Here is a 23,436-nt window from a genome sequence, read left to right as displayed (position 1 = left end):
AGAAATCGTCGGAGAATTTATTTAATGTCGCTCTGTGAGGCGACGAATAGAAAGGAGAAGATACATTGTTCGCGGAAGTGAACACGCCCTAAGAACTGTGTGAAAAAGATAAACATCGTTTTGACGCTGAAGGCGTCTGCACCGAGTTTCCTATTTTCACTGTGTTCTTTACGGGCTTTGTATCATAAACTATGCCTAAACGTACTGATATTCAAAAAATTATGGTGATTGGTTCTGGTCCGATTATTATTGGTCAGGCTGCTGAGTTTGACTATGCTGGGACCCAGGCTTGCTTGTCGTTGAAAGAGGAAGGCTATGAGGTTGTCTTGGTTAACTCAAACCCTGCAACTATCATGACGGACAAGGAGATTGCGGACAAGGTTTACATCGAACCGATTACACTTGAGTTTGTGACACGTATTCTTCGTAAGGAACGTCCAGATGCCTTGCTACCAACACTCGGTGGTCAGACAGGTCTCAACATGGCCATGGAATTATCTAAAAATGGTATCCTAGATGAGCTTGGTGTTGAACTTCTGGGAACTAAATTATCTGCCATTGACCAGGCTGAAGACCGTGACCTTTTTAAACAATTGATGGAAGAGCTGAACCAACCAATCCCAGAATCTGAAATTGTCAACACAGTAGAAGAAGCAGTTGCCTTTGCAGCGACAATTGGCTACCCAGTGATTGTCCGCCCAGCCTTTACTCTAGGTGGTACTGGTGGTGGTATGTGTGCCAACGAGGAAGAATTGCGTGAAATCGCTGAAAATGGGTTGAAATTGTCACCTGTTACCCAATGTTTGATTGAGCGTTCAATTGCAGGTTTCAAGGAAATCGAATACGAAGTCATGCGTGATTCAGCTGACAATGCCCTTGTCGTATGTAACATGGAAAACTTTGACCCAGTTGGGATTCACACAGGAGATTCCATCGTATTTGCCCCTGCCCAAACCATGTCAGACTATGAAAACCAAATGCTACGTGACGCGAGCTTGAGCATCATTCGTGCCCTCAAGATTGAAGGGGGATGTAATGTTCAGCTGGCACTTGATCCTCACAGCTTTAAGTATTATGTTATCGAAGTCAACCCTCGTGTATCACGTTCGTCAGCCCTTGCCTCTAAAGCGACAGGTTACCCAATTGCTAAGTTGGCTGCCAAAATCGCAGTTGGCTTGACTTTGGATGAGGTGATCAACCCAGTTACAGGTTCAACCTATGCCATGTTTGAACCAGCCCTTGACTACGTTGTTGCCAAGATTCCTCGTTTCCCATTTGACAAGTTTGAAAAGGGTGAGCGCCGTCTTGGTACCCAGATGAAGGCGACCGGAGAAGTTATGGCGATTGGTCGTAACATCGAGGAGTCTCTCCTTAAAGCTTGTCGCTCACTTGAAATTGGTGTCCACCATAATGAAATGCCTGAACTTGCAACGATTTCTGATGATGCCTTGATTGAAAAAGTTGTCAAGGCTCAAGATGATCGTCTCTTCTACGTATCAGAAGCCATTCGCCGTGGTTACACACCAGAAGAAATTGCTGAGCTTACAAAGATTGATATCTTCTATCTGGATAAACTCTTGCACATCTTTGAAATTGAGCAAGAATTAGGTGCCCATCCACAAGATATAGAAGTCTTGAAAACAGCTAAACTCAATGGATTTTCAGACCGTAAGATTGCGGAACTCTGGAAAACGACAGCTGACCAAGTTCGCCAACTACGTTTGGAAAACAAAATCGTCCCAGTTTACAAGATGGTAGATACTTGTGCTGCAGAATTTGAATCAGAAACACCATACTTCTACTCAACATATGGTTGGGAAAATGAGTCTATCAAATCTGATAAGGAATCTGTACTTGTCCTAGGTTCAGGTCCAATCCGTATCGGTCAAGGGGTAGAGTTTGACTACGCAACAGTTCACTCTGTTAAGGCTATCCAAGCTGCTGGCTATGAAGCCATCATTATGAACTCAAACCCAGAGACAGTTTCAACCGACTTCTCTGTATCAGACAAACTTTACTTTGAGCCATTGACTTTTGAAGATGTGATGAATGTCATCGATTTGGAGCAACCAAAGGGTGTTATTGTTCAATTTGGTGGTCAAACAGCTATCAACCTTGCAGAGCCATTGGCGAAAGCTGGTGTAACCATTCTTGGTACGCAAGTAGCTGATCTAGACCGTGCCGAAGACCGTGACCTCTTCGAACAAGCCCTAAAAGATTTGGATATTCCACAACCGCCTGGACAAACTGCGACTAATGAAGAAGAAGCAGTGCTTGCTGCTCGTAAGATTGGTTTCCCAGTTCTCGTTCGCCCTTCATATGTCTTGGGTGGACGTGCCATGGAAATCGTTGAGAATGAAGATGATCTTCGTTCTTACATGCGTACTGCGGTTAAGGCAAGTCCAGACCATCCTGTTCTTGTTGACTCTTATATCGTCGGACAAGAGTGTGAAGTCGATGCTATTTCAGACGGACAAAATGTCCTTATCCCTGGTATCATGGAGCATATCGAACGTGCTGGTGTCCACTCAGGTGACTCCATGGCTGTTTATCCTCCACAAACCTTGTCTCAAAAGGTTCAAGAAACCATCGCAGACTATACTAAACGTCTTGCAATTGGCCTCAACTGTCTTGGTATGATGAACATTCAGTTTGTCATCAAGGATGAGAAAGTCTACGTTATTGAGGTCAATCCACGTGCCAGCCGTACTGTTCCATTCCTATCAAAAGTAACCAATATCCCAATGGCTCAGGTTGCAACTAAGTTGATTCTTGGTCAAAGTCTTGAAGAACTTGGTTACCAAGATGGACTTTACCCAGAAAGCAGTCGTGTTCACATCAAGGCGCCTGTCTTCTCCTTCACTAAGCTCGCGAAAGTAGACAGCTTGCTCGGTCCTGAAATGAAGTCAACAGGTGAAGTTATGGGTTCTGATACGACTTTGGAAAAAGCTCTCTATAAAGCTTTTGAAGCTTCTTACTTACACTTGCCAACCTTTGGTAACGTTGTATTTACCATTGCTGATGATACAAAAGAAGAAGCTTTGGACTTAGCTCGTCGTTTCCAAAATATTGGCTACGGTATCCTCGCGACAGAAGGGACAGCAGCCTTCTTTGCCAGTCATGGACTTCAAGCCCAACCTGTTGGTAAAATTGGTGATGACGATAAGGATATTCCAAGTTTTGTCCGCAAAGGAAAAATTCAAGCTATCATTAACACAGTTGGAACAAAACGTACTGCTGACGAAGATGGTGAGCAGATTCGCCGTTCAGCCATTGAACACGGTGTGCCCCTATTCACAGCCCTAGATACAGCTAATGCCATGCTTAAGGTACTTGAAAGCCGTAGTTTTGTCACAGAAGCAATTTAAATAAAAAAAAGAGAAGGTGTAATGATCTTCTCTTTTTTGTTATATTTTTTCTTGTAAACTACTGATTAATCAGTTTTTGCGATAAGCTTTAATACTATGACTATACCATTCTTGCATTTCTTTTGATGGTGGTGTCATATAATCCCCGTACATCTGGGTTAAAAATTGATCATATTTTTTAGGGACGGGCAACATACGGCCTTCAAACTCAGTTAAAATCAGTTCTTTAAAGGTGTCAACTGGGAAGACTTCTTTCATACCTTCCTTACCAATCCCAATTCCTCCTTCATATTGAGGAGTGTTGGTTGCAGCTTTTTTGACTAGCTGATCAATTTTCTTGTAAAAGTAACGGGGATTGACCAATCGGAGAGCGTACCAGCTACATAATCTTAACAAATCTTTTAGTTTGCTATCACCGTGAACAGCACGTGATTTTTTGATATAAGCTAGTTGACGAAGGGCTACATACTTATAACTCTTGTCGACAATGCTCAAGTCTGTAAAGCGATCAATTGGGAAGACATCGATGAAGAGACTGGTGTCATGACGCTTGTACTTAACATGGTCTTCGATAACAGTAGAAGTATCCAAAATCGATGCGAAATTATGGAAGTACCAAGAAGAAGTGTCGTAGGAGAGAACCTTATAACGAGGATGATTTTCTTCCTCAATAATCTTCAGTAAACGCTCATAATCTTCACGATAAAGGGAAATATCGATATCATCATCCCAGGGAATCATACCTTTGTGGCGGATTGCTCCAAGCATGGTCCCATAACTGAGAAAATAAGGAATATCATGTTTCTTACAAGTCTCATCAATATAGTCTAGCAGAGCTAGTTGAATTTCTTTAATTTCTTCTTTTTCTAAATATTGCATCCTAATCCTCCAATTTGTAGGCATGAAATTCATGACTGTAGAAGCGTTTTTCTTCAGGTGGTAGGGTCATATAATCTCCATAAAATTGTGTCAAAATAGTATCAAATTTTTCAGGCGCAGGAAGGCTTAAATTCTCAAAGGCCAAATCGATTGTTTTATCGAAGGTACCACTTGGGAAGACTTCTTTTTCCTTAAATTTAGATGGGATAAAGGCCATATACTGCCCATTTTCACGACTATATTTTTGAATTTCGTTCTCGATTTTATTTGCGAAATAACGAGGTGAAACCGGTCGAAGGAGCAACCAAAAGGCTGTTCGTATCCAATCTTTTAAAAGGTTATCTTTATAGACAATATTTTTATGTTTACTGAAAGACAGAAGTTTGAAGCTTTCCAGTTTATAACAAATATCAATGACCTTAGGGTCATCAAAGCGATCCATAGGGAAAATATCGATAAAAACACCAGAATCATAGGTTTTTGTATTTCGAGTATCAATAATTTTAGTTGTACTGTCGGTTACTTTGATAAAGTTGTTAAAGTAGTTTTTATCAGTTTCTAAGGATAGGAGCTTATACTTGCTTTTTTCCTTTTGAAAAATGGTAATAAATCGTTGGTAGTCTTCTCGAGGCATGGACAGATCAATATCGTCGTCCCAAGGGATAAAGCCTTGATGTCGAACTGCCCCAATCAGAGTACCGTAGTTAATAATATAGTTGATATTGTGCTTCTTACAGAGAGTATCAATATAATCCAAAATTTCTAATTCAATTTGTTTGGCATCTTCAATGGTTAGTTGTTTCATTCTACACTCCTATGATCTTTTGAATTTATTTTTTAAGGCTAGGACATGGTTTAAAAATTCATAGAAAATGCTATCTTTGGTGAAGACAAGTAGACCAATATAAGAGATGGCTGATAGCAAGACAATCAAACCAGTATTAATCAAAAATGGCAAATTAATGACCATATCCACAGGATACAAGAAATTAATCAGGAGATAAATTCCTACGAAAGAAAGTGAAAAGAGGGAGTATCGAACAGTATAGCTGAAGATATGTCCCAAGTGGATAAGCTGTTTTCTATGAATGAAAATGATATAGAAAACAAGTAGAGAGGCCTCTGATAACATAGTTGTCAGTAAGTAGTATTCAGGAGCTACGATATGGTTGAAAAAGAGGAGACTATTTAAGCCCAAATTGAGTAATCCTGCAAAGACTGTATAGACTGTGATACGTTTTTCATAGCCATTTGTAAAGAGAATTTGGGAACCAAGAATGGTATCTAGTGCCAGAATAATTGTACGAAAAGCGAAGAGAGAGGTTAAGATACCACCTCCGATATATTTTTCACTACCGTAAAGTAGGATGGCATTGGGCCCTAAAACCATGAGTCCAAAACTCAGTGGAATGATAAAGAAGTTAAAGATTCGACTTCCTCTGTTAACAAGGGCGACATAAGCTTCCTTATCGCCTTTTCCTAGATAGTAACTGAGACGAGGCACACTCACTCCAATTGCACCTGTTACAACCCCAGCTATAACGGTCACAATTCGTTGAGCCATGGTATAGTAACTAACGTTGACATCAATCCCTGTTTTAACGAGGAAGAGTCTATCCAAAAATGTGAAGAGCATATTGGCATTGGCAAAGACCAACATGGCTGTCAGAGGGAGAAAGAGCGGTTTAAAATCACTTAGGTGAATCTTAACAAGCTTAATATCTCTTTTTATCCAAAAATAACTAATCAGATAGTTAATCAGTGTCGATAAACTCATCACGAGTGTATAGACAACAATATCATGTTCATTTTTGACAAACAGGAAAATAGAGACCAGCATCAGGATGCGGATGAAGGCAGTCTTGTAAAAAAGAAAACTGTAATTTTCCAGAGCCTCATTGACCCATTCGATTGAAAAAATCTGGGCAATGAGTTGAATCCCCATAACAAGGTAGACTTTTTTGATAATTGGATTATCAGTAAAGAAGAGAGGATAGGCTAGGATATAGACAGCGGTTGTCAAAATCGTACAAGCTATGCACAAATAAAAAAGACTAGAGAAGGTTCTGTTGAGATCCTTTTTGTTATCCTTAACATTACTGATGGCCCGTAAACCGTAGTTATAGACTCCATAAGTCGCAAAGGGCAAGAAAAATGACAAAATAGTGTCGACTGAGTTGAAGTAACCATAGTCTGTTCGGTCCAAGACACGCGCGACATAGGTTCCAGTTAGGATGGGAAAAATAATATTTAAGACACGAATTCCCATATAAGATAGAGCATTTAATTTTATACTTTTCATTCAATTTACCTCGTTTTTCATTATATCATAAAGTTAGCTAATAAGAAATGAAGGGCAGTAAGTCGAGTAATCACTTTGAAGTTTCAAAGTTTGATTTTAAGTTTTCTTTAAGGAAAATATATTATTCTGAAGAACTCTAACATTTCACAGCCATTTATTTGTAATTGCTACAGAATTCCTAGTCATTACTAGAAATGGACTAGTTTCTTTGAATAATAGAACTGCTTAATCCGCCTATTCTAGAAGGGGAGGACCGGTATTTCTTTCATGATGGGACTAGATTGTGGTATAATAGAGAGAATAAGTTTTTTAGTAAGACAAAGGAGAAAATAGATGATTTATGCAGGAATTCTTGCCGGTGGAACTGGCACACGCATGGGAATCAGTAACTTGCCAAAACAATTTTTAGAGCTAGGTGACCGACCTATTTTGATTCATACAATTGAAAAATTTGTCTTGGAACCAAGCATTGAAAAAATTGTAGTTGGTGTACATGGAGACTGGGTTTCCCATGCAGAGGATCTTGTAGATAAATATCTACCTCTTCATAAGGATCGTATCATCATTACAAAAGGTGGTGCTGACCGTAATACGAGTATTGAGAAAATCATTGAAGCTATCGATGCTTATCGTCCGCTTACTCCAGAGGACATCGTTGTTACGCACGACTCTGTTCGTCCATTCATTACGCTTCGCATGATTCAGGACAATATCCAACTTGCCCAAAATCATGACGCAGTGGACACAGTGGTAGAAGCGGTTGATACTATCGTTGAAAGCACTAATGGTCAATTCATTACAGATATTCCAAATCGTGCTCACCTTTATCAAGGACAAACACCTCAAACATTCCGTTGCAAGGACTTCATGGACCTTTACGGCTCTCTCTCTGCTGAAGAGAAAGAAATCTTAACAGATGCATGTAAAATCTTTGTAATCAAAGGAAAAGATGTGGCCTTGGCTAAGGGTGAATACTCAAATCTAAAAATCACAACAGTGACAGATTTGAAGATTGCAAAAAGTATGATTGAGAAAGACTAGTGAAATGATTAATCAAATTTATCAACTGACTAAGCCCAAGTTTATCAACGTCAAATACCAGGAAGAGGCTATTGATCAAGAGAATCATATTCTCATCCGCCCTAATTATATGGCGGTCTGTCATGCGGATCAGCGTTACTATCAAGGAAAACGTGATCCAAAGATTTTGAATAAAAAACTTCCAATGGCAATGATTCACGAGTCATGTGGAACCGTTATTTCTGACCCAACAGGAACCTACGAGGTTGGGCAAAAAGTTGTCATGATTCCGAATCAGCCTCCTATGCAGAGTGATGAAGAATTTTATGAGAACTACATGACAGGGACCCATTTCTTGTCTAGTGGCTTTGATGGCTTTATGAGAGAGTTTGTTTCTCTCCCTAAAGATCGTGTGGTGGCTTATGATGCTATCGAAGATACGGTTGCAGCGATTACAGAGTTCGTCAGTGTTGGCATGCATGCCATGAATCGTCTATTGACTCTTGCTCATAGCAAGCGGGACCGAATCGCCGTTATCGGAGATGGAAGTTTGGCATTTGTGGTTGCTAATATTATCAACTATACTTTGCCAGAAGCAGAAATTGTGGTTATTGGTCGTCATTGGGAAAAGTTGGAACTTTTCTCATTTGCCAAAGAATGTTATATCACTGATAATATTCCTGAAGATTTGGCCTTTGACCATGCTTTAGAGTGTTGTGGTGGTGATGGTACTGGACCAGCTATAAATGACTTGATTCGTTACATTCGTCCTCAGGGAACGATTCTCATGATGGGTGTTAGCGAATATAAAGTCAATCTCAATACACGCGATGCCTTAGAGAAAGGCTTGCTCTTGGTTGGTTCCTCTCGTTCTGGTCGCATCGATTTTGAAAATGCAATCCAAATGATGGAAGTCAAGAAATTTGCCAATCGTCTTAAAAATATCCTTTATCTAGAAGAACCTGTAAGAGAAATTAAAGATATTCACCGTGTCTTTGCGACCGATTTAAACACTGCCTTTAAAACTGTGTTTAAGTGGGAAGTATAAGTGCTGGAGGTTAATTGTGGAGAAAATCATTAAAGAAAAAATTTCTTCTTTACTTAGTCAAGAAGAGGAAGTCCTCAGTGTTGAACAACTGGGTGGAATGACCAATCAAAACTATTTGGTCATAACAACAAATAATCAGTACATTGTTAAGTTCTTTGGTAAAGGGACTGAAAAACTGATCAATCGTCAAGATGAAAAGTACAATCTTGAACTACTAAAAGATTTAGACTTAGATGTAAAAAATTATCTTTTTGATATTGAAGCTGGTATCAAAGTAAATGAGTATATCGAATCTGCGATTACGCTTGATGCGACTTCAATTAAGACCAAATTTGATAAAATTGCTCCAATTTTACAAACCATTCATGCGTCTGGTAAGGAATTAAGAGGAGAATTTGCTCCTTTTGAAGAAATCAAGAAATACGAATCCTTGATTGAAGAAAAGATTCCTTATGCCAACTATGAAACTGTTAGGGAAAAAATCTTCTCCTTAGAGAAAAGACTGGCTGACTTAGGTGTTGACAGAAAATCTTGTCATATCGATTTGGTCCCTGAAAACTTTATCGAATCACCTCAAGGACGTCTATATCTGATTGACTGGGAATATTCATCAATGAATGATCCAATGTGGGATTTGGCTGCCCTCTTTTTAGAGTCTGAATTCACTCCTCAAGAGGAAGAAGACTTCTTGTCTCACTATGAGAGTGATCAAACACCTGTCTCTCGTGAAAAGATTGCAATCTATAAAATTTTGCAAGATGCTATCTGGAGTCTATGGACTGTCTATAAGGAAGAGCAAGGTGCAGATTTTGGCGACTATGGTGTGAGTCGTTACCAGAGAGCTGTTAATGGTTTGGCTTACTATGGAGGTTCAGATGAAAAATAAAAATGGAGTTTCTTTTGGTCTACTTTCAGGTATTTTCTGGGGGTTAGGTCTAACAATTAGTGCTTATATCTTTTCAATTTTTACAGATTTGTCGCCCTTTGTGGTGGCAGCTGCTCACGATTTCTTGAGTATCTTTATCTTACTAGCTTTTCTTTTAGTAAAAGAAGGGAAAGTTCGTCTCTCAATTTTCTTAAATATTCGCAATGTTAGTGTGATCATCGGAGCCTTACTAGCTGGTCCTATCGGTATGCAGGCTAATCTTTATGCGGTTAAGTATATCGGAAGTTCCTTAGCTTCATCGGTATCTGCTATCTACCCTGCAGTTTCAGTTTTATTGGCTTTCTTTTTTTTGAAGCACAAGATTTCGAAAAATACTGTGTTTGGGATCATCTTGATTATTGCAGGGATTATTGCTCAGACCTATAAGGTTGAACAGGTCAATTCCTTCTACATTGGGATTCTTTGTGCATTGGTTTGTGCTATTGCATGGGGAAGTGAGAGTGTTCTTAGCTCCTTTGCTATGGAAAGTGAATTGAGTGAAATCGAAGCCCTCTTAATTCGTCAAGTGACTTCATTCTTGTCCTATCTTGTAATTGTGCTCTTCTCTCATCAGTCATTTGCAGAAGTAGCCAATGGGCAATTGCTAGGTCTCATGATTGTCTTTGCAGCCTTTGATATGATTTCTTACTTGGCTTACTATATCGCTATCAATCGCTTGCAACCTGCTAAAGCTACTGGATTGAACGTGAGCTATGTAGTTTGGACTGTCTTGTTTGCAGTTGTTTTCTTAGGTGCACCGCTAGATATGATGACAATTATTACGTCACTTGTCGTCATTGCTGGAGTTTATATTATTATTAAAGAATAAAGGAGATTTGTGTGAAAGCCATCATCTTAGCAGCGGGATTGGGAACTCGCTTGCGTCCTATGACTGAAAATACCCCTAAGGCCTTGGTTCAGGTTAATCAAAAACCCTTGATTGAATACCAAATTGAGTTTCTCAAAGAAAAAGGAATCGATGAAATCATCATCATCGTTGGTTACCTTAAAGAACAATTCGATTACTTGAAAGAGAAATATGGAGTTCGACTCGTTTTCAATGATAAATACGCTGATTACAATAACTTTTACTCTCTCTATCTTGTAAAAGAAGAGTTGGCCAACAGTTATGTTATTGATGCTGATAATTATCTCTTTAAAAATATGTTTCGCAATGATTTGACTCGTTCGACTTATTTTAGTGTTTATCGTGAAGATTGTACCAACGAATGGTTCTTGGTCTATGGAGATGACTACAAAGTTCAAGACATTATTGTTGATAGTAAGGCAGGTCGTATCCTTAGTGGTGTTTCATTCTGGGATGCACCAACTGCAGAAAAGATTGTCAGCTTTATTGACAAGGCTTATGCAAGTGGTGAATTTGTTGATCTCTATTGGGACAATATGGTTAAGGATAATATCAAAGAACTGGATGTCTATGTTGAAGAATTAGAAGGCAATAGCATCTATGAGATCGATAGTGTCCAAGACTACCATAAATTAGAAGAAATTCTTAAAAACGAAAATTAAAGATTCCAACATCTGGCTAAAATAGTCGGATGTTTTTTTGATTTTTTACGAATAAATAGATGACTAGAAAAAGAAATGGAGATATTTATGAAAATCACAAACTATGAAATCTATAAGTTAAAAAAATCGGGTTTGACCAATCAACAGATTTTAAATGTCCTAGAATACGGTGAAAATGTTGATCAAGAACTGTTGTTAGGTGATATTGCAGATATATCAGGTTGCAGAAATCCAGCTGTTTTTATGGAACGTTATTTTCAGATAGACGATACGCATTTGGAGAAGGAGTTTCAAAAATTTCCATCTTTCTCTATTTTAGATGACTGTTATCCTTGGGATTTGAGTGAAATATATGATGCACCTGTACTTTTATTTTACAAGGGAAATCTTGACCTCTTGAAATTTCCAAAGGTAGCGGTTGTGGGCAGTCGTGCTTGTAGCAAACAGGGAGCAAAGTCAGTTGAAAAAGTCATTCAAGGCTTGGAAAATGAACTGGTTATCGTCAGTGGATTAGCCAAGGGTATCGATACAGCAGCTCATATGGCAGCTCTTCAGAATGGCGGAAAAACCATTGCAGTGATTGGAACAGGTTTGGATGTGTTTTATCCTAAAGCCAATAAACGTTTGCAAGATTACATCGGCAATGACCATCTGGTTCTCAGTGAATACGGACCTGGCGAACAACCTCTGAAATTTCATTTTCCTGCCCGTAATCGCATTATTGCTGGACTTTGTCGTGGAGTAATTGTAGCAGAAGCTAAGATGCGCTCAGGTAGTCTCATTACCTGTGAGCGAGCAATGGAAGAAGGGCGCGATGTCTTTGCTATACCTGGTAGCATTTTAGATGGACTATCAGACGGTTGCCATCATTTGATTCAAGAAGGGGCAAAATTGGTCACCAGTGGGCAAGATGTTCTTGCAGAATTTGAATTTTAAGACGAAATTTCTCTTTTTAAAGCAACTTTTCTTCTATATATAGGAGCTAAGTCTTGACAGTTATGGCAAAATGGTTTACACTTTATAAAGTTTATTACTTTGAAAAGGTGTGATACTGTGGCTACGGCAACAAAAAAGAAAAAATCAACAGTTAAAAAAAATCTAGTAATCGTGGAGTCGCCTGCTAAGGCTAAGACAATTGAAAAATATCTAGGCAGAAACTACAAGGTTTTAGCCAGTGTCGGGCATATCCGTGATTTGAAGAAATCCAGTATGTCCGTCGATATTGAAAATAATTATGAACCGCAATATATCAATATTCGAGGAAAAGGTCCTCTTATCAATGACTTGAAAAAAGAAGCCAAAAAAGCTAATAAAGTCTTTCTGGCGAGTGACCCGGACCGTGAAGGAGAAGCGATTTCTTGGCATTTGGCTCATATTCTCAACTTGGATGAAAATGATGAAAACCGTGTGGTCTTCAATGAAATCACTAAGGATGCGGTTAAAAATGCTTTTAAAGAACCTCGTAAGATTGATATGGACTTGGTCGATGCCCAGCAGGCACGTCGTGTCCTGGACCGCTTGGTAGGCTATTCGATTTCGCCTATTTTGTGGAAGAAGGTCAAGAAGGGCTTGTCAGCAGGTCGCGTTCAGTCTATTGCACTTAAGTTAATCATTGATCGTGAGAATGAAATCAATGCCTTCCAGCCAGAAGAATACTGGACAATTGATGGAGTCTTTAAAAAGGGAACCAAGCAATTTCAAGCGTCCTTCTATGGAGTAGATGGCAAAAAGCTGAAACTAACTAGCAATGACGAGGTTAAGGAAGTCTTGTCTCGTCTGACTAGTAAAGACTTTTCAGTGGATCAGGTAGACAAGAAAGAGCGCAAACGCAATGCTCCATTACCTTATACCACTTCATCCATGCAGATGGATGCTGCCAATAAAATTAACTTCCGTACTCGAAAGACCATGATGGTTGCCCAACAGCTCTATGAAGGGATCAATATCGGTTCTGGTGTCCAAGGTTTGATTACCTATATGCGTACCGATTCGACTCGTATCAGTCCTGTAGCGCAAAATGAAGCAGCAAGTTTCATTACGGATCGTTTTGGTAGCAAGTATTCTAAGCATGGTAGCAAGGTCAAAAATGCATCAGGTGCTCAGGATGCCCATGAGGCTATTCGCCCGTCTAGCGTTTTTAATACACCTGAAAGTATTGCTAAGTATCTGGACAAGGATCAGCTCAAGCTTTATACTCTTATCTGGAATCGTTTTGTGGCTAGCCAGATGACAGCTGCTGTCTTTGATACCATGGCTGTAAAATTGTCGCAAAATGGCGTTCAATTCGCTGCTAATGGTAGTCAGGTTAAGTTTGATGGTTATCTTGCCATTTATAACGATTCTGACAAGAATAAGATGTTACCAGATATGGCTGTTGGAGATGTGGTCAAACAGGTCAATAGTAAACCAGAGCAACATTTCACCCAACCACCTGCTCGCTATTCTGAAGCGACATTAATTAAGACTTTGGAGGAAAATGGGGTTGGACGTCCGTCCACCTACGCACCGACCATTGAAACCATTCAGAAACGTTATTATGTTCGCCTTGCAGCCAAACGCTTTGAACCGACAGAGTTGGGAGAAATTGTCAACAAGCTCATCGTTGAATATTTCCCAGATATCGTAAACGTGACCTTCACAGCTGAAATGGAAGGTAAACTGGATGATGTCGAAGTCGGAAAAGAGCAGTGGCAACGTGTTATTGACGCCTTTTACAAACCATTCTCTAAAGAAGTCGCCAAGGCTGAAGAAGAAATGGAAAAAATCCAAATCAAGGATGAACCAGCTGGATTTGACTGTGAAGTGTGTGGCAGTCCAATGGTTATTAAACTTGGTCGTTTTGGTAAGTTCTACGCTTGTAGCAATTTCCCAGATTGCCGTCATACCCAAGCAATCGTGAAAGAAATTGGTGTAGAGTGTCCAAGTTGTCATCAGGGACAAATCATTGAGCGTAAAACCAAACGTAACCGCCTCTTCTATGGTTGCAATCGCTATCCAGAATGTGAATTTACCTCTTGGGACAAGCCTGTTGGTCGTGACTGTCCAAAATGTGGCAATTTCCTCATGGAGAAAAAAGTCCGTGGTGGTGGCAAGCAGGTTGTATGTAGTAATGGCGACTACGAGGAAGAAAAGATTAAATAAGAGGGGAGTCCTGAAAGTGAATTTCAGGCTCTTTTTGGTTAGAACTTGACAAAATTCATCATTGTATGCGAAACTAGAATAAGATTATTTTAATACTCAATGAAAATCAAAAAGCAAACTAGGAAGCTAGCCGCAGGTTGCTCAAAGCACTGCTTTGAGGTTGTAGATAAGACTGACGAAGTCAATAATCATATCTACGGTAAGGCGACGCTGACGTGCTTTGAAGAGATTTTCGAAGAGTATAACTAGGAGAAGTTATGCGTCTTATCTATTTAATAATTGGTTTTTTATCACTGGCCTTGGCTATTGTTGGGGTTGTTTTGCCCTTGTTGCCTACAACACCTTTTCTGTTACTGTCTATTGCTTGTTTCTCCAGAAGTTCCAAGCGTTTCGAAGATTGGCTTTATCATACCAAGCTCTATCAAGCATATGTAGCTGATTTTCGTGAGACTAAGTCAATTGCGCGTGAACGTAAGAAAAAAATTATCGTATCAATCTACATTTTGATGGGAATTTCCATTTATTTTGCTCCTCTCTTACCTGTCAAAATTGGTCTAGGAGCCTTGACCATCTTTATCACTTATTATCTCTTCAAGGTCATTCCGGACAAAGAATAAAAAATAGTAGCAATTTTCCTTGATATAAATGAAAGCATATTCACAACAATATGATATAATAAATTTAAAGTAATACTCAAGGAGAATCAAATGATTTACGAATTTTGTGCTGAAAATGTGACCTTGCTTGAAAAAGCGATGCAGGCTGGAGCTCGTCGAATCGAACTCTGTGATAATCTAGCAGTGGGAGGAACAACCCCCAGCTATGGAGTGACTAAGGCAGCAGTTGAATTGGCAGCTAACTACGATACGACCATCATGACCATGATTCGTCCACGTGGTGGTGATTTTGTCTACAATGATTTAGAAGTTGCTATTATGCTAGAAGACATTCGTTTGACTGCTCAGGCTGGAAGTCAAGGGGTCGTTTTTGGAGCTTTAACTGCTGATAAGAAGTTGGATAAGCCTAATCTTGAAAAGTTAATTGCTGCATCAAAAGGAATGGAAATTGTCTTCCACATGGCCTTTGATGAATTGAGTGATGAAGATCAGTTGGAAGCTATTGACTGGCTCAGTCAAGCTGAAGTCACTCGTATCTTAACTCGTGCTGGTGTGTCTGGAGACTCGCTAGAAGAACGTTTTGCTCACTATCACAGAATTTTGGAGCATGCTAAAGGTAAGATTGAAATTTTACCAGGTGGAGGGATTGACCTTGACAACCGTCAAACCTTTATCGACCAGCTGGGTGTGACACAATTACATGGAACCAAGGTTGTCTTTTAAAAAATAGAAAGGAACTGCTAGCTTTGGGTAGCAGTTTTCACTTATGTTTGAAATTTTTAAATCCTATCAATTTAATCAAGAAAAGGCTCATGCTTATGGTTTTGTAGAAAATTGTGGAGTCTGGGCCTACAGTTGCCAGATTTTGGATGGTGACTTTGTCATGACTGTGTCCATCACTGCTGATAATGTGAGCTTTCAGGTCTTTGACCGGGAAACGGGCGACCTCTATCCTCAAGTCCATATGGAAAGCATGAGGGGGAGTTTTGTAGGAAGTGTCCGTGAGGCTTGTTTGGAGATTCTTTACCAGATTCGGAAGGATTGTTTTGATGTGCAGGATTTCATTTGTCCTCAGACTAAGCGTATCATGGCTCAGGTTCAGGAAAAGTATGGAAACCAGTTGGAGTTTCTGTGGGAAAAATCGCCTGATACGGCAGTGTTAAGACATGAAGGCAATCAAAAGTGGTATGCTGTTTTGATGAGAATTTCTTGGGATAAGCTGGAAAAGGGGAGAGAAGGACAAGTGGAAGCAGTTAACCTCAAGCATGACCAAGTAGCTGACTTACTTTCACAAAAGGGCATTTATCCAGCTTTTCATATGAACAAACGCTACTGGATTAGTGTGGCTCTTGATGGTACTTTGTCAGATGAAATGGTCCTGGAATTGATAGAAAAAAGTTGGAGCTTAACCTCTAAAAAATGAAACATTTCAAAGATTTTCAAGAACTTTCAATTAGCGAAATATTCTTTACTGAAGAAATTTTCAGAAAATATTGGATTTTTTCTTGACAAGTGCTTTTGCCTATGCTAAAATACTAAACAAGATATCAAACGAAGGAGAAAGTCAAACATGAAAGCAGCTAAGTTTAATCAATTTGCTTTGTTGTTGAGGTACTCGGGCTAGTGCAAAAAGCATTAGTCCTGTTTGGCTTACCAAGCGGGAGTAAATCAACATCTCGCTTGGACTTCTAAGCGAGATGTTTTTTTAAAAATCACATTTGGAAAAGGGGAAATCATATGAGAACAGTTGAATTTCTAGATACCAGCCTTCGGGATGGAGAGCAGACACCTGGTGTTAATTTTTCAATCAAGGAAAAAATTGCCATCGCAAGGCAGCTGGAGAAATGGGGTATTTCAGCCATTGAAGCTGGTTTTCCGGCGGCGAGTCCTGATTCATTCACAGCAGTTCAGGAGATCGCCAAAGTCTTGAAGACAACAGCGGTAACTGGTCTGGCCCGCTCTGTCAAGTCTGATATTGATGCTTGTTATGAGGCACTCAAGGACGCCAAGTATCCACAGGTTCACGTCTTTATTGCTACCAGTCCGATTCACCGAAAGTATAAGCTTAATAAGAGCAAGGAAGAGATTTTGGAAGCGATTAAGGAGCATGTTTCTTATGCCCGTTCTAAGTTTGAAGTGGTTGAATTCTCTCCAGAGGATGCAACTAGAACTGAGTTGGATTTCCTCTTGCAAGTTGTTCAAACAGCTGTCGATGCAGGTGCGTCTTATATCAATATCCCTGATACGGTAGGATTTACCACGCCAGAAGAGTATGGTGCTATCTTCAAATACCTGATTGAGAATGTCAAGACGGATCGTCAGATTATCTATTCTCCTCACTGTCACGATGACCTCGGAATGGCGGTAGCAAATAGCCTCGCTGCCGTCAAGAATGGGGCAGGACGAGTAGAGGGAACTATTAACGGTATTGGGGAGCGAGCTGGAAATGCTGGTTTGGAAGAAATTGCAGTGGCTCTCAATATTCGCCAAGATTACTATCAGGCAGAGACAAGCATTGTCCTAAATGAAACCATCAATACTTCTGAAATGGTTTCTCGCTTCTCAGGTATCCCAGTTCCTAAAAACAAGGCCGTTGTTGGTGGCAATGCCTTCTCTCACGAATCTGGTATTCACCAAGATGGAGTTCTTAAAAATCCTCTCACTTATGAGATTATCACCCCTGAATTGGTCGGTGTTAAGAGCAATAGTCTTCCACTTGGAAAATTGTCCGGTCGCCATGCCTTTGTCGAAAAACTAAGAGAATTAGCCCTAGACTTTACAGAAGAGGACATCAAACCACTCTTTGCTAAGTTCAAGGCCTTGGCCGATAAGAAACAAGAAATCACAGATGCAGATATTCGAGCTCTGGTAGCTGGCACCATGGTTGAAAATCCAGAAGGCTTCCACTTTGATGATTTACAATTGCAAACTCATGCAGATAATGACATCGAAGCACTCGTTAGCCTAGCTAATATGGATGGTGAGAAAGTTGAATTTAATGCGACAGGACAAGGTTCCGTTGAGGCTATCTTTAACGCTATTGATAAATTCTTCAACCAATCGGTTCGCTTGGTATCCTACACTATCGATGCGGTGACGGATGGTATCGATGCCCAGGCACGGGTTTTGGTTACTGTTGAAAATAAAGATACTGAAACAATCTTTAATGCGGCGGGACTTGACTTTGATGCACTAAAGGCTTCAGCTATTGCCTACATCAATGCCAATACCTTTGTTCAAAAAGAGAATGCTGGTGAGATGGGACGCAGTGTTTCCTATCGCGATATGCCTAGTGTGTAAAGGAGAATGCTATGACAAAGAAAATAGTAGCTCTTGCAGGGGACGGAATTGGTCCAGAAATCATGGAGGCTGGATTAGAGGTTCTGGAGGCTCTAGCTAAAAAAACAGACTTTGATTATGAGATAGACAGACGACCTTTTGGAGGTGCAGGTATTGATGCTACGGGGCATCCCTTACCTGATGAAACCCTCAAGGCATGTAGAGAAGCAGATGCTATCCTCCTAGCGGCTATCGGTAGTCCACAGTATGATGGGGCAGCGATTCGGCCTGAACAAGGACTGCTGGCTCTCCGTAAGGAACTCAATCTCTATGCCAATATTCGCCCAGTTAAGATTTTTGAGAGTCTTAAGCATTTGTCACCTCTCAAACCAGAACGAATTGCTGGTGTAGACTTTGTTGTGGTGCGTGAGTTGACTGGCGGGATTTACTTTGGGGATCATAATCTTGAAGAGCGAAAAGCGCGTGATATCAACGATTATAGCTATGAGGAAGTGGAGCGGATTGTTCGTAAAGCCTTTGAAATCGCAAGAAGTCGGAGAAAAATCCTTACCAGCATCGATAAGCAAAATGTGTTGGCAACTTCAAAACTCTGGCGGAAAGTGGCTGAGGAAGTCGCAAAAGATTTTCCAGATGTGACCTTGGAGCATCAGCTAGTCGATTCAGCTGCCATGCTTATGATTACCAATCCTGCCAAGTTTGATGTTATTGTGACGGAGAATCTTTTCGGAGATATTCTCTCGGATGAATCAAGCGTCCTATCTGGCACTCTTGGGGTTATGCCATCAGCCAGTCATTCTGAAAATGGACCAAGCCTTTATGAGCCCATTCACGGTTCAGCGCCTGATATTGCAGGTCAAGGAGTTGCTAATCCTATTTCCATGATTTTATCAGTTGCCATGATGCTGAGAGATAGTTTTGGACGTTATGAGGATGCAGAGCGTATCGAGCATGCTGTCGAGGCAAGTTTGGCAGCTGGCATTTTAACGAGAGATTTAGGAGGACAGGCTTCGACCAAGGAAATGACGGAAGCTATCATTGCAAGATTATGAAGTTAGACGAAAAAATTACTCTAGTCCTTTTGATTTGGAATGTCATGATTTTCATCATTTATGGCATTGACAAATCTAAGGCAAGAAGAAGAGCGTGGCGAATCCCAGAGAAAATCTTACTCATTTTAGCTCTTACTTTTGGTGGATTTGGTGCCTGGTTAGCAGGAATTGTTTTTCACCATAAGACTAAAAAATGGTACTTTAAAACAGTTTGGTTTCTTGGGATGGTGACTACACTAGTAGCTTTGTGTTTTTTATGGAGGTAATGAATGGCAGGAAAATCGATTTTTGATAAATTATGGGACCTCCATGTGATTACAGGAGAAGAGGGGCAACCCCAACTCATGTATGTGGATCAGCACTATATCCATGAAGTGACCAGTCCTCAGGCTTTTCAAGGATTGCGAGATGCAGGTCGCAGATTGAGACGACCAGACTTGACATTTGGAACCTTTGACCACAATGTCCCGACGGTCAATATCTATGATATTCGAGATGTGATTTCCAAGGCGCAAATTGATAAACTAGCTGAAAATGTTAAGGAGTTTGGAATTGAACACGCAGCCCACGGTTCTGAAAAGCAAGGAATTGTTCATATGGTTGGTCCAGAAACAGGACGAACCCAACCAGGAAAGTTCATCGTCTGTGGAGACAGTCATACGGCTACTCACGGAGCTTTCGGAGCCATCGCCTTTGGGATTGGAACTAGTGAGGTTGAGCATGTCTTTGCGACCCAGACACTCTGGCAGGTCAAACCCAAGAAAATGTTAGTTGAATTCAAAGGTGTACCTCAAAAGGGAGTCTATTCTAAGGATTACATACTCGCCTTGATTGCCAAGTATGGTGTCGCCTGTGGTGTTGGCTATGTGGTGGAATATCGTGGGGAAGCGGTTGATGCACTTAGTATGGAAGAGCGAATGACCATCTGCAATATGTCTATTGAGTTTGGATCAAAGATGGGAATCATGAATCCAGATCAGATCACCTATGACTATCTCAAGGGACGCGAGTGTGTTCCCAAAGATTTTGACGCAGCAGTTGCTGACTGGAAAAGGCTGGTTAGTGATGACGATGCCGTCTATGACAAGGTTATCCGTATGGATGTTTCAGAATTGGCTCCTATGGTGACCTGGGGCACCAATCCAGCTATGGGTGTTGATTTTGATAGTAGCTTCCCAGAAATTACGGATATGAATGATGAACGAGCCTATCATTACATGGATTTACAACCAGGTCAGAAACCAGCAGATATCGAACTAGGCTATGTCTTTATTGGTTCTTGTACCAATGCTCGACTTAGCGATTTGCAACTGGCTGCTCGATTTGTCGAAGGGAAGAAGATTGCTCCCAACCTAACAGCAATCGTGGTCCCTGGTTCTCGACCAGTCAAGCGAGCTGCTGAGAAGTTGGGTTTGGACAAGGTATTCCTAGATGCCGGCTTCGAATGGAGAGACCCTGGATGCTCCATGTGCTTAGGAATGAATCCTGACAAGGTACCAGATGGTGTTCATTGTGCCTCGACTAGCAATCGAAACTTTGAGGATCGGCAGGGCTTTGGAGCCAAGACCCATCTCTGCAGTCCAGCCATGGCAGCAGCAGCAGCTATCGCAGGTCGTTTCGTAGATGTACGGAAAATGCCTGAAGCTCAGTAAGGAGAGGATATGGAAAAATTTACTATTTATACAGGAACTACGGTTCCTCTGATGAATGACAACATCGACACCGACCAAATCCTTCCCAAGCAGTTTCTGAAGTTGATTGACAAGAAAGGCTTTGGTAAGTACCTCATGTATGCTTGGCGTTATCTAGATGACAAGTACACTGAGGATCCCGACTTTGTCTTTAACCGACCTGAATATCGCAAAGCCAGTATTCTCATCACAGGAGATAATTTTGGGGCTGGTTCTTCGAGGGAACACGCCGCTTGGGCACTAGCAGATTACGGTTTTAAGGTCGTGATTGCAGGATCTTTTGGGGACATTCATTACAATAATGAACTCAATAATGGTATGTTACCCATTGTTCAGCCTAGGGAGGTTAGAGAAAAGCTGGCCCAGCTAGAACCGACCGATCAGGTAAATGTGGACTTGGAACAACAAAAAATCATCTCACCATTTGGAGAATTCACTTTTGAAATCGATAGCGAGTGGAAACACAAGCTCTTAAATGGTTTGGATGATATCGGTATTACCTTGCAGTATGAAGATTTGATTGCTGCCTATGAAAAACAGCGCCCAGCCTACTGGCAAGATTAAAATAAAAATAGAAAAGGAAATAGAACTATGACAAAACACATTCAATGGAACGGAACACTTTCACAAGAAGGCTATGACATTTTAAAAGGTGAGGGCGGGTGTATCGTTTGCCCTACTAAAGTTGGCTACATCATCATGACCAGCGATAAGGCAGGACTTGAACGTAAGTTCGCAGCCAAAGAGCGTAACCGTAACAAACCGGGGGTTGTTCTTTGCGGTAGCATGGATGAGCTTCGCACTTTAGCGCAACTCAATCCAGAAATAGAAGCCTTCTACCAAAAACATTGGGACGAAGACATTCTACTTGGTTGTATCCTTCCTTGGAAACCAGAAGCTTTTGAAAAACTCAAAGCATACGGTGATGGCCGTGAAGAACTTATGACTGACGTTCGTGGAACTAGCTGCTTTGTTATCAAATTTGGGAAAGCTGGTGAACAATTGGCTGCTGAACTTTGGGAAGAAGGCAAGATGGTCTATGCCTCATCAGCTAACCCATCTGGAAAAGGAAACCGTGGTAAGGTTGAAGGTATCGGAGAACGTATCGAAGGAGCAGTGGACCTTGTCATCGAGGCAGACGACTATGTGGCATCCATCCAACCTGACAAAACGATTGAAACACGCTACGAGCAAGGTGTGATGGTCTCTATGGTCGATAAAGACGGCAAACTCATCCCAGAACAAGGAGGAGCACGCTCAACTTCACCAGCGCCAGTGGTTATCCGTAAAGGACTTGACATTGATAAGATTATGATGCACCTGTCAGACACCTTTAACTCATGGGACTACCGCCAGGGAGAGTATTATTAGAATGTAGAAGAAGTGGGGAGAAAATAATCTCTCCTCTTTTTTGTTGTTTATATAATAAAATCCGAACATTATATTTTAAAATATAAAATAATTTGACAAAACCTGTACTTTGGTTTATAATAAATTAAGGAAACGTCGGAAAAGGCGTAGTGATGCGCAAGCATAGGTAGGTCATTACAAAAGAAACGAGACATCGATATGTTAAATGAATTTCCAATTTTTGATTACGAAGATATCCAATTGATTCCAAACAAATGTGTCATTAAAAGCCGTGCAGAAGCGGATACAAGTGTCACTCTAGGAAATCACACCTTTAAACTACCTGTTGTACCAGCTAATATGCAGACGATTTTGGATGAAAATGTCGCAGAGCAACTAGCTAAAGGGGGTTACTTCTACATTATGCACCGTTTTGATGAGGCGGGACGCATTCCCTTTATTAAGCGCATGCACGATCAAGGGCTCATTGCTTCTATCTCTGTCGGTGTTAAGGACTATGAGTATGATTTCGTTAGCCAGCTCAAGGCTGATGCTCCAGAATACATCACGATTGACATTGCCCATGGTCATGCGGATAGCGTGATTTCTATGATTCAACACATCAAGAAAGAATTGCCAGATACTTTTGTCATTGCTGGAAATGTGGGAACACCAGAAGCTGTGCGTGAATTGGAAAATGCTGGTGCGGATGCTACTAAGGTTGGAATCGGTCCTGGTAAGGTTTGTATCACCAAGGTCAAGACTGGTTTTGGTACAGGTGGTTGGCAGTTAGCTGCTCTACGCTGGTGTGCTAAGGCTGCACGTAAACCGATTATCGCTGATGGAGGAATTCGTACACACGGTGACATTGCTAAGTCTATCCGCTTCGGTGCCAGCATGGTCATGATTGGTTCCCTCTTTGCAGGACACATTGAAAGTCCAGGGAAAACGATTGAAGTTGATGGTGAACACTTCAAAGAATACTACGGTTCAGCTTCACAATATCAAAAAGGTGCTTACAAAAATGTGGAGGGCAAACGCATCTTGCTTCCTGCCAAAGGCCATTTGCAAGACACTTTAACTGAGATGGAACAAGATCTTCAAAGTGCTATTTCTTATGCAGGTGGACGTCAGGTTGCTGACCTTAAACACGTTGATTATGTTATCGTGAAAAACTCTATCTGGAATGGGGATGCTTCCCACTAAGACGGGCCAT

Annotated in this window: 22 protein-coding genes; 19 read left to right on the top strand and 3 right to left on the bottom strand. The window is 40.8% G+C overall.

Annotated features, from left to right (window positions below):
- The first annotated feature begins 191 nt into the window (after positions 1-191).
- Positions 192-3,368, top strand: a complete 3,177-nt coding sequence (carB, locus tag QM959_RS02595) for a carbamoyl-phosphate synthase large subunit (protein WP_414371253.1) — start codon at positions 192-194, stop codon at positions 3,366-3,368.
- Between the two features lie 69 nt (positions 3,369-3,437).
- On the opposite strand, the gene QM959_RS02590 is transcribed toward carB, so the two are convergent.
- From QM959_RS02590 to tacF, 3 genes are read right to left on the bottom strand one after another with little or no spacing between them, the layout of a single operon-like run.
- On the bottom strand, positions 3,438-4,247 hold the full coding sequence (locus QM959_RS02590) for a LicD family protein (RefSeq protein ID WP_414371250.1): 810 nt from the start codon (positions 4,245-4,247) through the stop codon (positions 3,438-3,440).
- Between the two features lies 1 nt (position 4,248).
- On the bottom strand, positions 4,249-5,052 hold the full coding sequence (locus tag QM959_RS02585; protein ID WP_247935372.1) for a LicD family protein: 804 nt from the start codon (positions 5,050-5,052) through the stop codon (positions 4,249-4,251).
- A 9-nt stretch (positions 5,053-5,061) separates the two neighbouring features.
- Positions 5,062-6,549: a type IV teichoic acid flippase TacF gene (tacF, locus tag QM959_RS02580; protein ID WP_414371247.1), complete on the bottom strand. Its 1,488-nt coding sequence runs from the start codon at positions 6,547-6,549 to the stop codon at positions 5,062-5,064.
- Positions 6,550-6,882: 333 nt separating this feature from the next.
- Here tacF and QM959_RS02575 point away from each other — a divergent pair, with 333 nt between their 5' ends.
- The 18 genes from QM959_RS02575 (at position 6,883) to QM959_RS02490 (ending at position 23,426) form a co-directional block, all read left to right on the top strand.
- The gene (locus QM959_RS02575; protein WP_000638489.1) at positions 6,883-7,590 is read left to right on the top strand and encodes a 2-C-methyl-D-erythritol 4-phosphate cytidylyltransferase; all 708 of its coding nucleotides are present in this window, start codon (positions 6,883-6,885) and stop codon (positions 7,588-7,590) included.
- A 4-nt stretch (positions 7,591-7,594) separates the two neighbouring features.
- The gene (locus QM959_RS02570) at positions 7,595-8,617 is read left to right on the top strand and encodes a ribitol-5-phosphate dehydrogenase (RefSeq protein WP_414371244.1); all 1,023 of its coding nucleotides are present in this window, start codon (positions 7,595-7,597) and stop codon (positions 8,615-8,617) included.
- Between the two features lie 16 nt (positions 8,618-8,633).
- Entirely contained in the window at positions 8,634-9,503 is an 870-nt protein-coding gene (locus QM959_RS02565; protein WP_414371241.1) for a phosphotransferase, read from the top strand.
- Entirely contained in the window at positions 9,493-10,371 is an 879-nt protein-coding gene (locus tag QM959_RS02560) for a DMT family transporter (RefSeq protein ID WP_414371239.1), read from the top strand. Before QM959_RS02565 ends, QM959_RS02560 begins: the two co-directional genes overlap by 11 nt.
- A gap of 11 nt (positions 10,372-10,382) precedes the next feature.
- On the top strand, positions 10,383-11,072 hold the full coding sequence (locus tag QM959_RS02555) for a sugar phosphate nucleotidyltransferase (protein ID WP_414371237.1): 690 nt from the start codon (positions 10,383-10,385) through the stop codon (positions 11,070-11,072).
- A gap of 87 nt (positions 11,073-11,159) precedes the next feature.
- Positions 11,160-12,008, top strand: a complete 849-nt coding sequence (dprA, locus tag QM959_RS02550; protein WP_414371235.1) for a DNA-processing protein DprA — start codon at positions 11,160-11,162, stop codon at positions 12,006-12,008.
- Between the two features lie 117 nt (positions 12,009-12,125).
- Positions 12,126-14,213 (top strand): type I DNA topoisomerase, encoded by a 2,088-nt coding sequence (gene topA / locus QM959_RS02545; protein WP_414371234.1) that lies wholly within the window; start codon positions 12,126-12,128, stop codon positions 14,211-14,213.
- Between the two features lie 99 nt (positions 14,214-14,312).
- Positions 14,313-14,462 (top strand): hypothetical protein, encoded by a 150-nt coding sequence (locus QM959_RS02540; RefSeq protein ID WP_414371232.1) that lies wholly within the window; start codon positions 14,313-14,315, stop codon positions 14,460-14,462.
- A gap of 8 nt (positions 14,463-14,470) precedes the next feature.
- Positions 14,471-14,830 (top strand): YbaN family protein, encoded by a 360-nt coding sequence (locus QM959_RS02535; protein ID WP_001237214.1) that lies wholly within the window; start codon positions 14,471-14,473, stop codon positions 14,828-14,830.
- Positions 14,831-14,920: 90 nt separating this feature from the next.
- Complete coding sequence (locus tag QM959_RS02530; protein WP_414371230.1) at positions 14,921-15,553, top strand: copper homeostasis protein CutC; 633 nt, start codon at positions 14,921-14,923, stop codon at positions 15,551-15,553.
- 43 nt (positions 15,554-15,596) lie between these two features.
- On the top strand, positions 15,597-16,253 hold the full coding sequence (locus tag QM959_RS02525; protein WP_414371229.1) for an MmcQ/YjbR family DNA-binding protein: 657 nt from the start codon (positions 15,597-15,599) through the stop codon (positions 16,251-16,253).
- Positions 16,254-16,567: 314 nt separating this feature from the next.
- Entirely contained in the window at positions 16,568-18,130 is a 1,563-nt protein-coding gene (locus tag QM959_RS02520) for a 2-isopropylmalate synthase (protein ID WP_414371227.1), read from the top strand.
- Positions 18,131-18,141: 11 nt separating this feature from the next.
- Entirely contained in the window at positions 18,142-19,179 is a 1,038-nt protein-coding gene (gene leuB / locus QM959_RS02515) for a 3-isopropylmalate dehydrogenase (protein WP_414371224.1), read from the top strand.
- Entirely contained in the window at positions 19,176-19,445 is a 270-nt protein-coding gene (locus tag QM959_RS02510) for a DUF1294 domain-containing protein (protein WP_414371222.1), read from the top strand. The genes leuB and QM959_RS02510 overlap by 4 nt, the downstream gene beginning before the upstream one ends.
- 3 nt (positions 19,446-19,448) lie before the next feature.
- Positions 19,449-20,831 (top strand): 3-isopropylmalate dehydratase large subunit, encoded by a 1,383-nt coding sequence (leuC, locus tag QM959_RS02505; protein ID WP_414371220.1) that lies wholly within the window; start codon positions 19,449-19,451, stop codon positions 20,829-20,831.
- Between the two features lie 9 nt (positions 20,832-20,840).
- Positions 20,841-21,434, top strand: coding sequence for a 3-isopropylmalate dehydratase small subunit (leuD, locus tag QM959_RS02500; RefSeq protein WP_414371219.1), 594 nt, complete (start codon positions 20,841-20,843; stop codon positions 21,432-21,434).
- A gap of 27 nt (positions 21,435-21,461) precedes the next feature.
- Positions 21,462-22,241 carry an L-threonylcarbamoyladenylate synthase gene (locus QM959_RS02495; protein WP_414371217.1) on the top strand — a complete coding sequence of 260 codons (780 nt, stop codon included), beginning with the start codon at positions 21,462-21,464 and terminating at the stop codon, positions 22,239-22,241.
- 198 nt (positions 22,242-22,439) lie between these two features.
- Positions 22,440-23,426, top strand: a complete 987-nt coding sequence (locus tag QM959_RS02490) for a GMP reductase (protein ID WP_125454453.1) — start codon at positions 22,440-22,442, stop codon at positions 23,424-23,426.
- The last annotated feature ends 10 nt before the right edge of the window (positions 23,427-23,436 follow it).

This window comes from Streptococcus mitis (assembly GCF_047459985.1).
Taxonomy (GTDB): domain Bacteria; phylum Bacillota; class Bacilli; order Lactobacillales; family Streptococcaceae; genus Streptococcus; species Streptococcus mitis_DZ.
Note: the sequence above shows the minus strand (reverse complement) of the source record. Positions and strands in the feature narration are given on the sequence as shown.

Excerpts from the sequence above, each read along its gene's own strand:
- carB (WP_414371253.1), top strand. The coding sequence starts at position 192 with ATGCCTAAACGTACTGATATTCAAAAAATTATGGTGATTGGTTCTGGT.
- QM959_RS02590 (WP_414371250.1), bottom strand. The coding sequence starts at position 4,247 with ATGCAATATTTAGAAAAAGAAGAAATTAAAGAAATTCAACTAGCTCTG.
- QM959_RS02585 (WP_247935372.1), bottom strand. The coding sequence starts at position 5,052 with ATGAAACAACTAACCATTGAAGATGCCAAACAAATTGAATTAGAAATT.
- tacF (WP_414371247.1), bottom strand. The coding sequence starts at position 6,549 with ATGAAAAGTATAAAATTAAATGCTCTATCTTATATGGGAATTCGTGTC.
- QM959_RS02575 (WP_000638489.1), top strand. The coding sequence starts at position 6,883 with ATGATTTATGCAGGAATTCTTGCCGGTGGAACTGGCACACGCATGGGA.
- QM959_RS02570 (WP_414371244.1), top strand. The coding sequence starts at position 7,595 with ATGATTAATCAAATTTATCAACTGACTAAGCCCAAGTTTATCAACGTC.
- QM959_RS02560 (WP_414371239.1), top strand. The coding sequence starts at position 9,493 with ATGAAAAATAAAAATGGAGTTTCTTTTGGTCTACTTTCAGGTATTTTC.
- dprA (WP_414371235.1), top strand. The coding sequence starts at position 11,160 with ATGAAAATCACAAACTATGAAATCTATAAGTTAAAAAAATCGGGTTTG.
- QM959_RS02540 (WP_414371232.1), top strand. The coding sequence starts at position 14,313 with ATGAAAATCAAAAAGCAAACTAGGAAGCTAGCCGCAGGTTGCTCAAAG.
- QM959_RS02535 (WP_001237214.1), top strand. The coding sequence starts at position 14,471 with ATGCGTCTTATCTATTTAATAATTGGTTTTTTATCACTGGCCTTGGCT.
- QM959_RS02530 (WP_414371230.1), top strand. The coding sequence starts at position 14,921 with ATGATTTACGAATTTTGTGCTGAAAATGTGACCTTGCTTGAAAAAGCG.
- QM959_RS02525 (WP_414371229.1), top strand. The coding sequence starts at position 15,597 with ATGTTTGAAATTTTTAAATCCTATCAATTTAATCAAGAAAAGGCTCAT.
- QM959_RS02520 (WP_414371227.1), top strand. The coding sequence starts at position 16,568 with ATGAGAACAGTTGAATTTCTAGATACCAGCCTTCGGGATGGAGAGCAG.
- leuB (WP_414371224.1), top strand. The coding sequence starts at position 18,142 with ATGACAAAGAAAATAGTAGCTCTTGCAGGGGACGGAATTGGTCCAGAA.
- QM959_RS02510 (WP_414371222.1), top strand. The coding sequence starts at position 19,176 with ATGAAGTTAGACGAAAAAATTACTCTAGTCCTTTTGATTTGGAATGTC.
- leuC (WP_414371220.1), top strand. The coding sequence starts at position 19,449 with ATGGCAGGAAAATCGATTTTTGATAAATTATGGGACCTCCATGTGATT.
- leuD (WP_414371219.1), top strand. The coding sequence starts at position 20,841 with ATGGAAAAATTTACTATTTATACAGGAACTACGGTTCCTCTGATGAAT.
- QM959_RS02495 (WP_414371217.1), top strand. The coding sequence starts at position 21,462 with ATGACAAAACACATTCAATGGAACGGAACACTTTCACAAGAAGGCTAT.
- QM959_RS02490 (WP_125454453.1), top strand. The coding sequence starts at position 22,440 with ATGTTAAATGAATTTCCAATTTTTGATTACGAAGATATCCAATTGATT.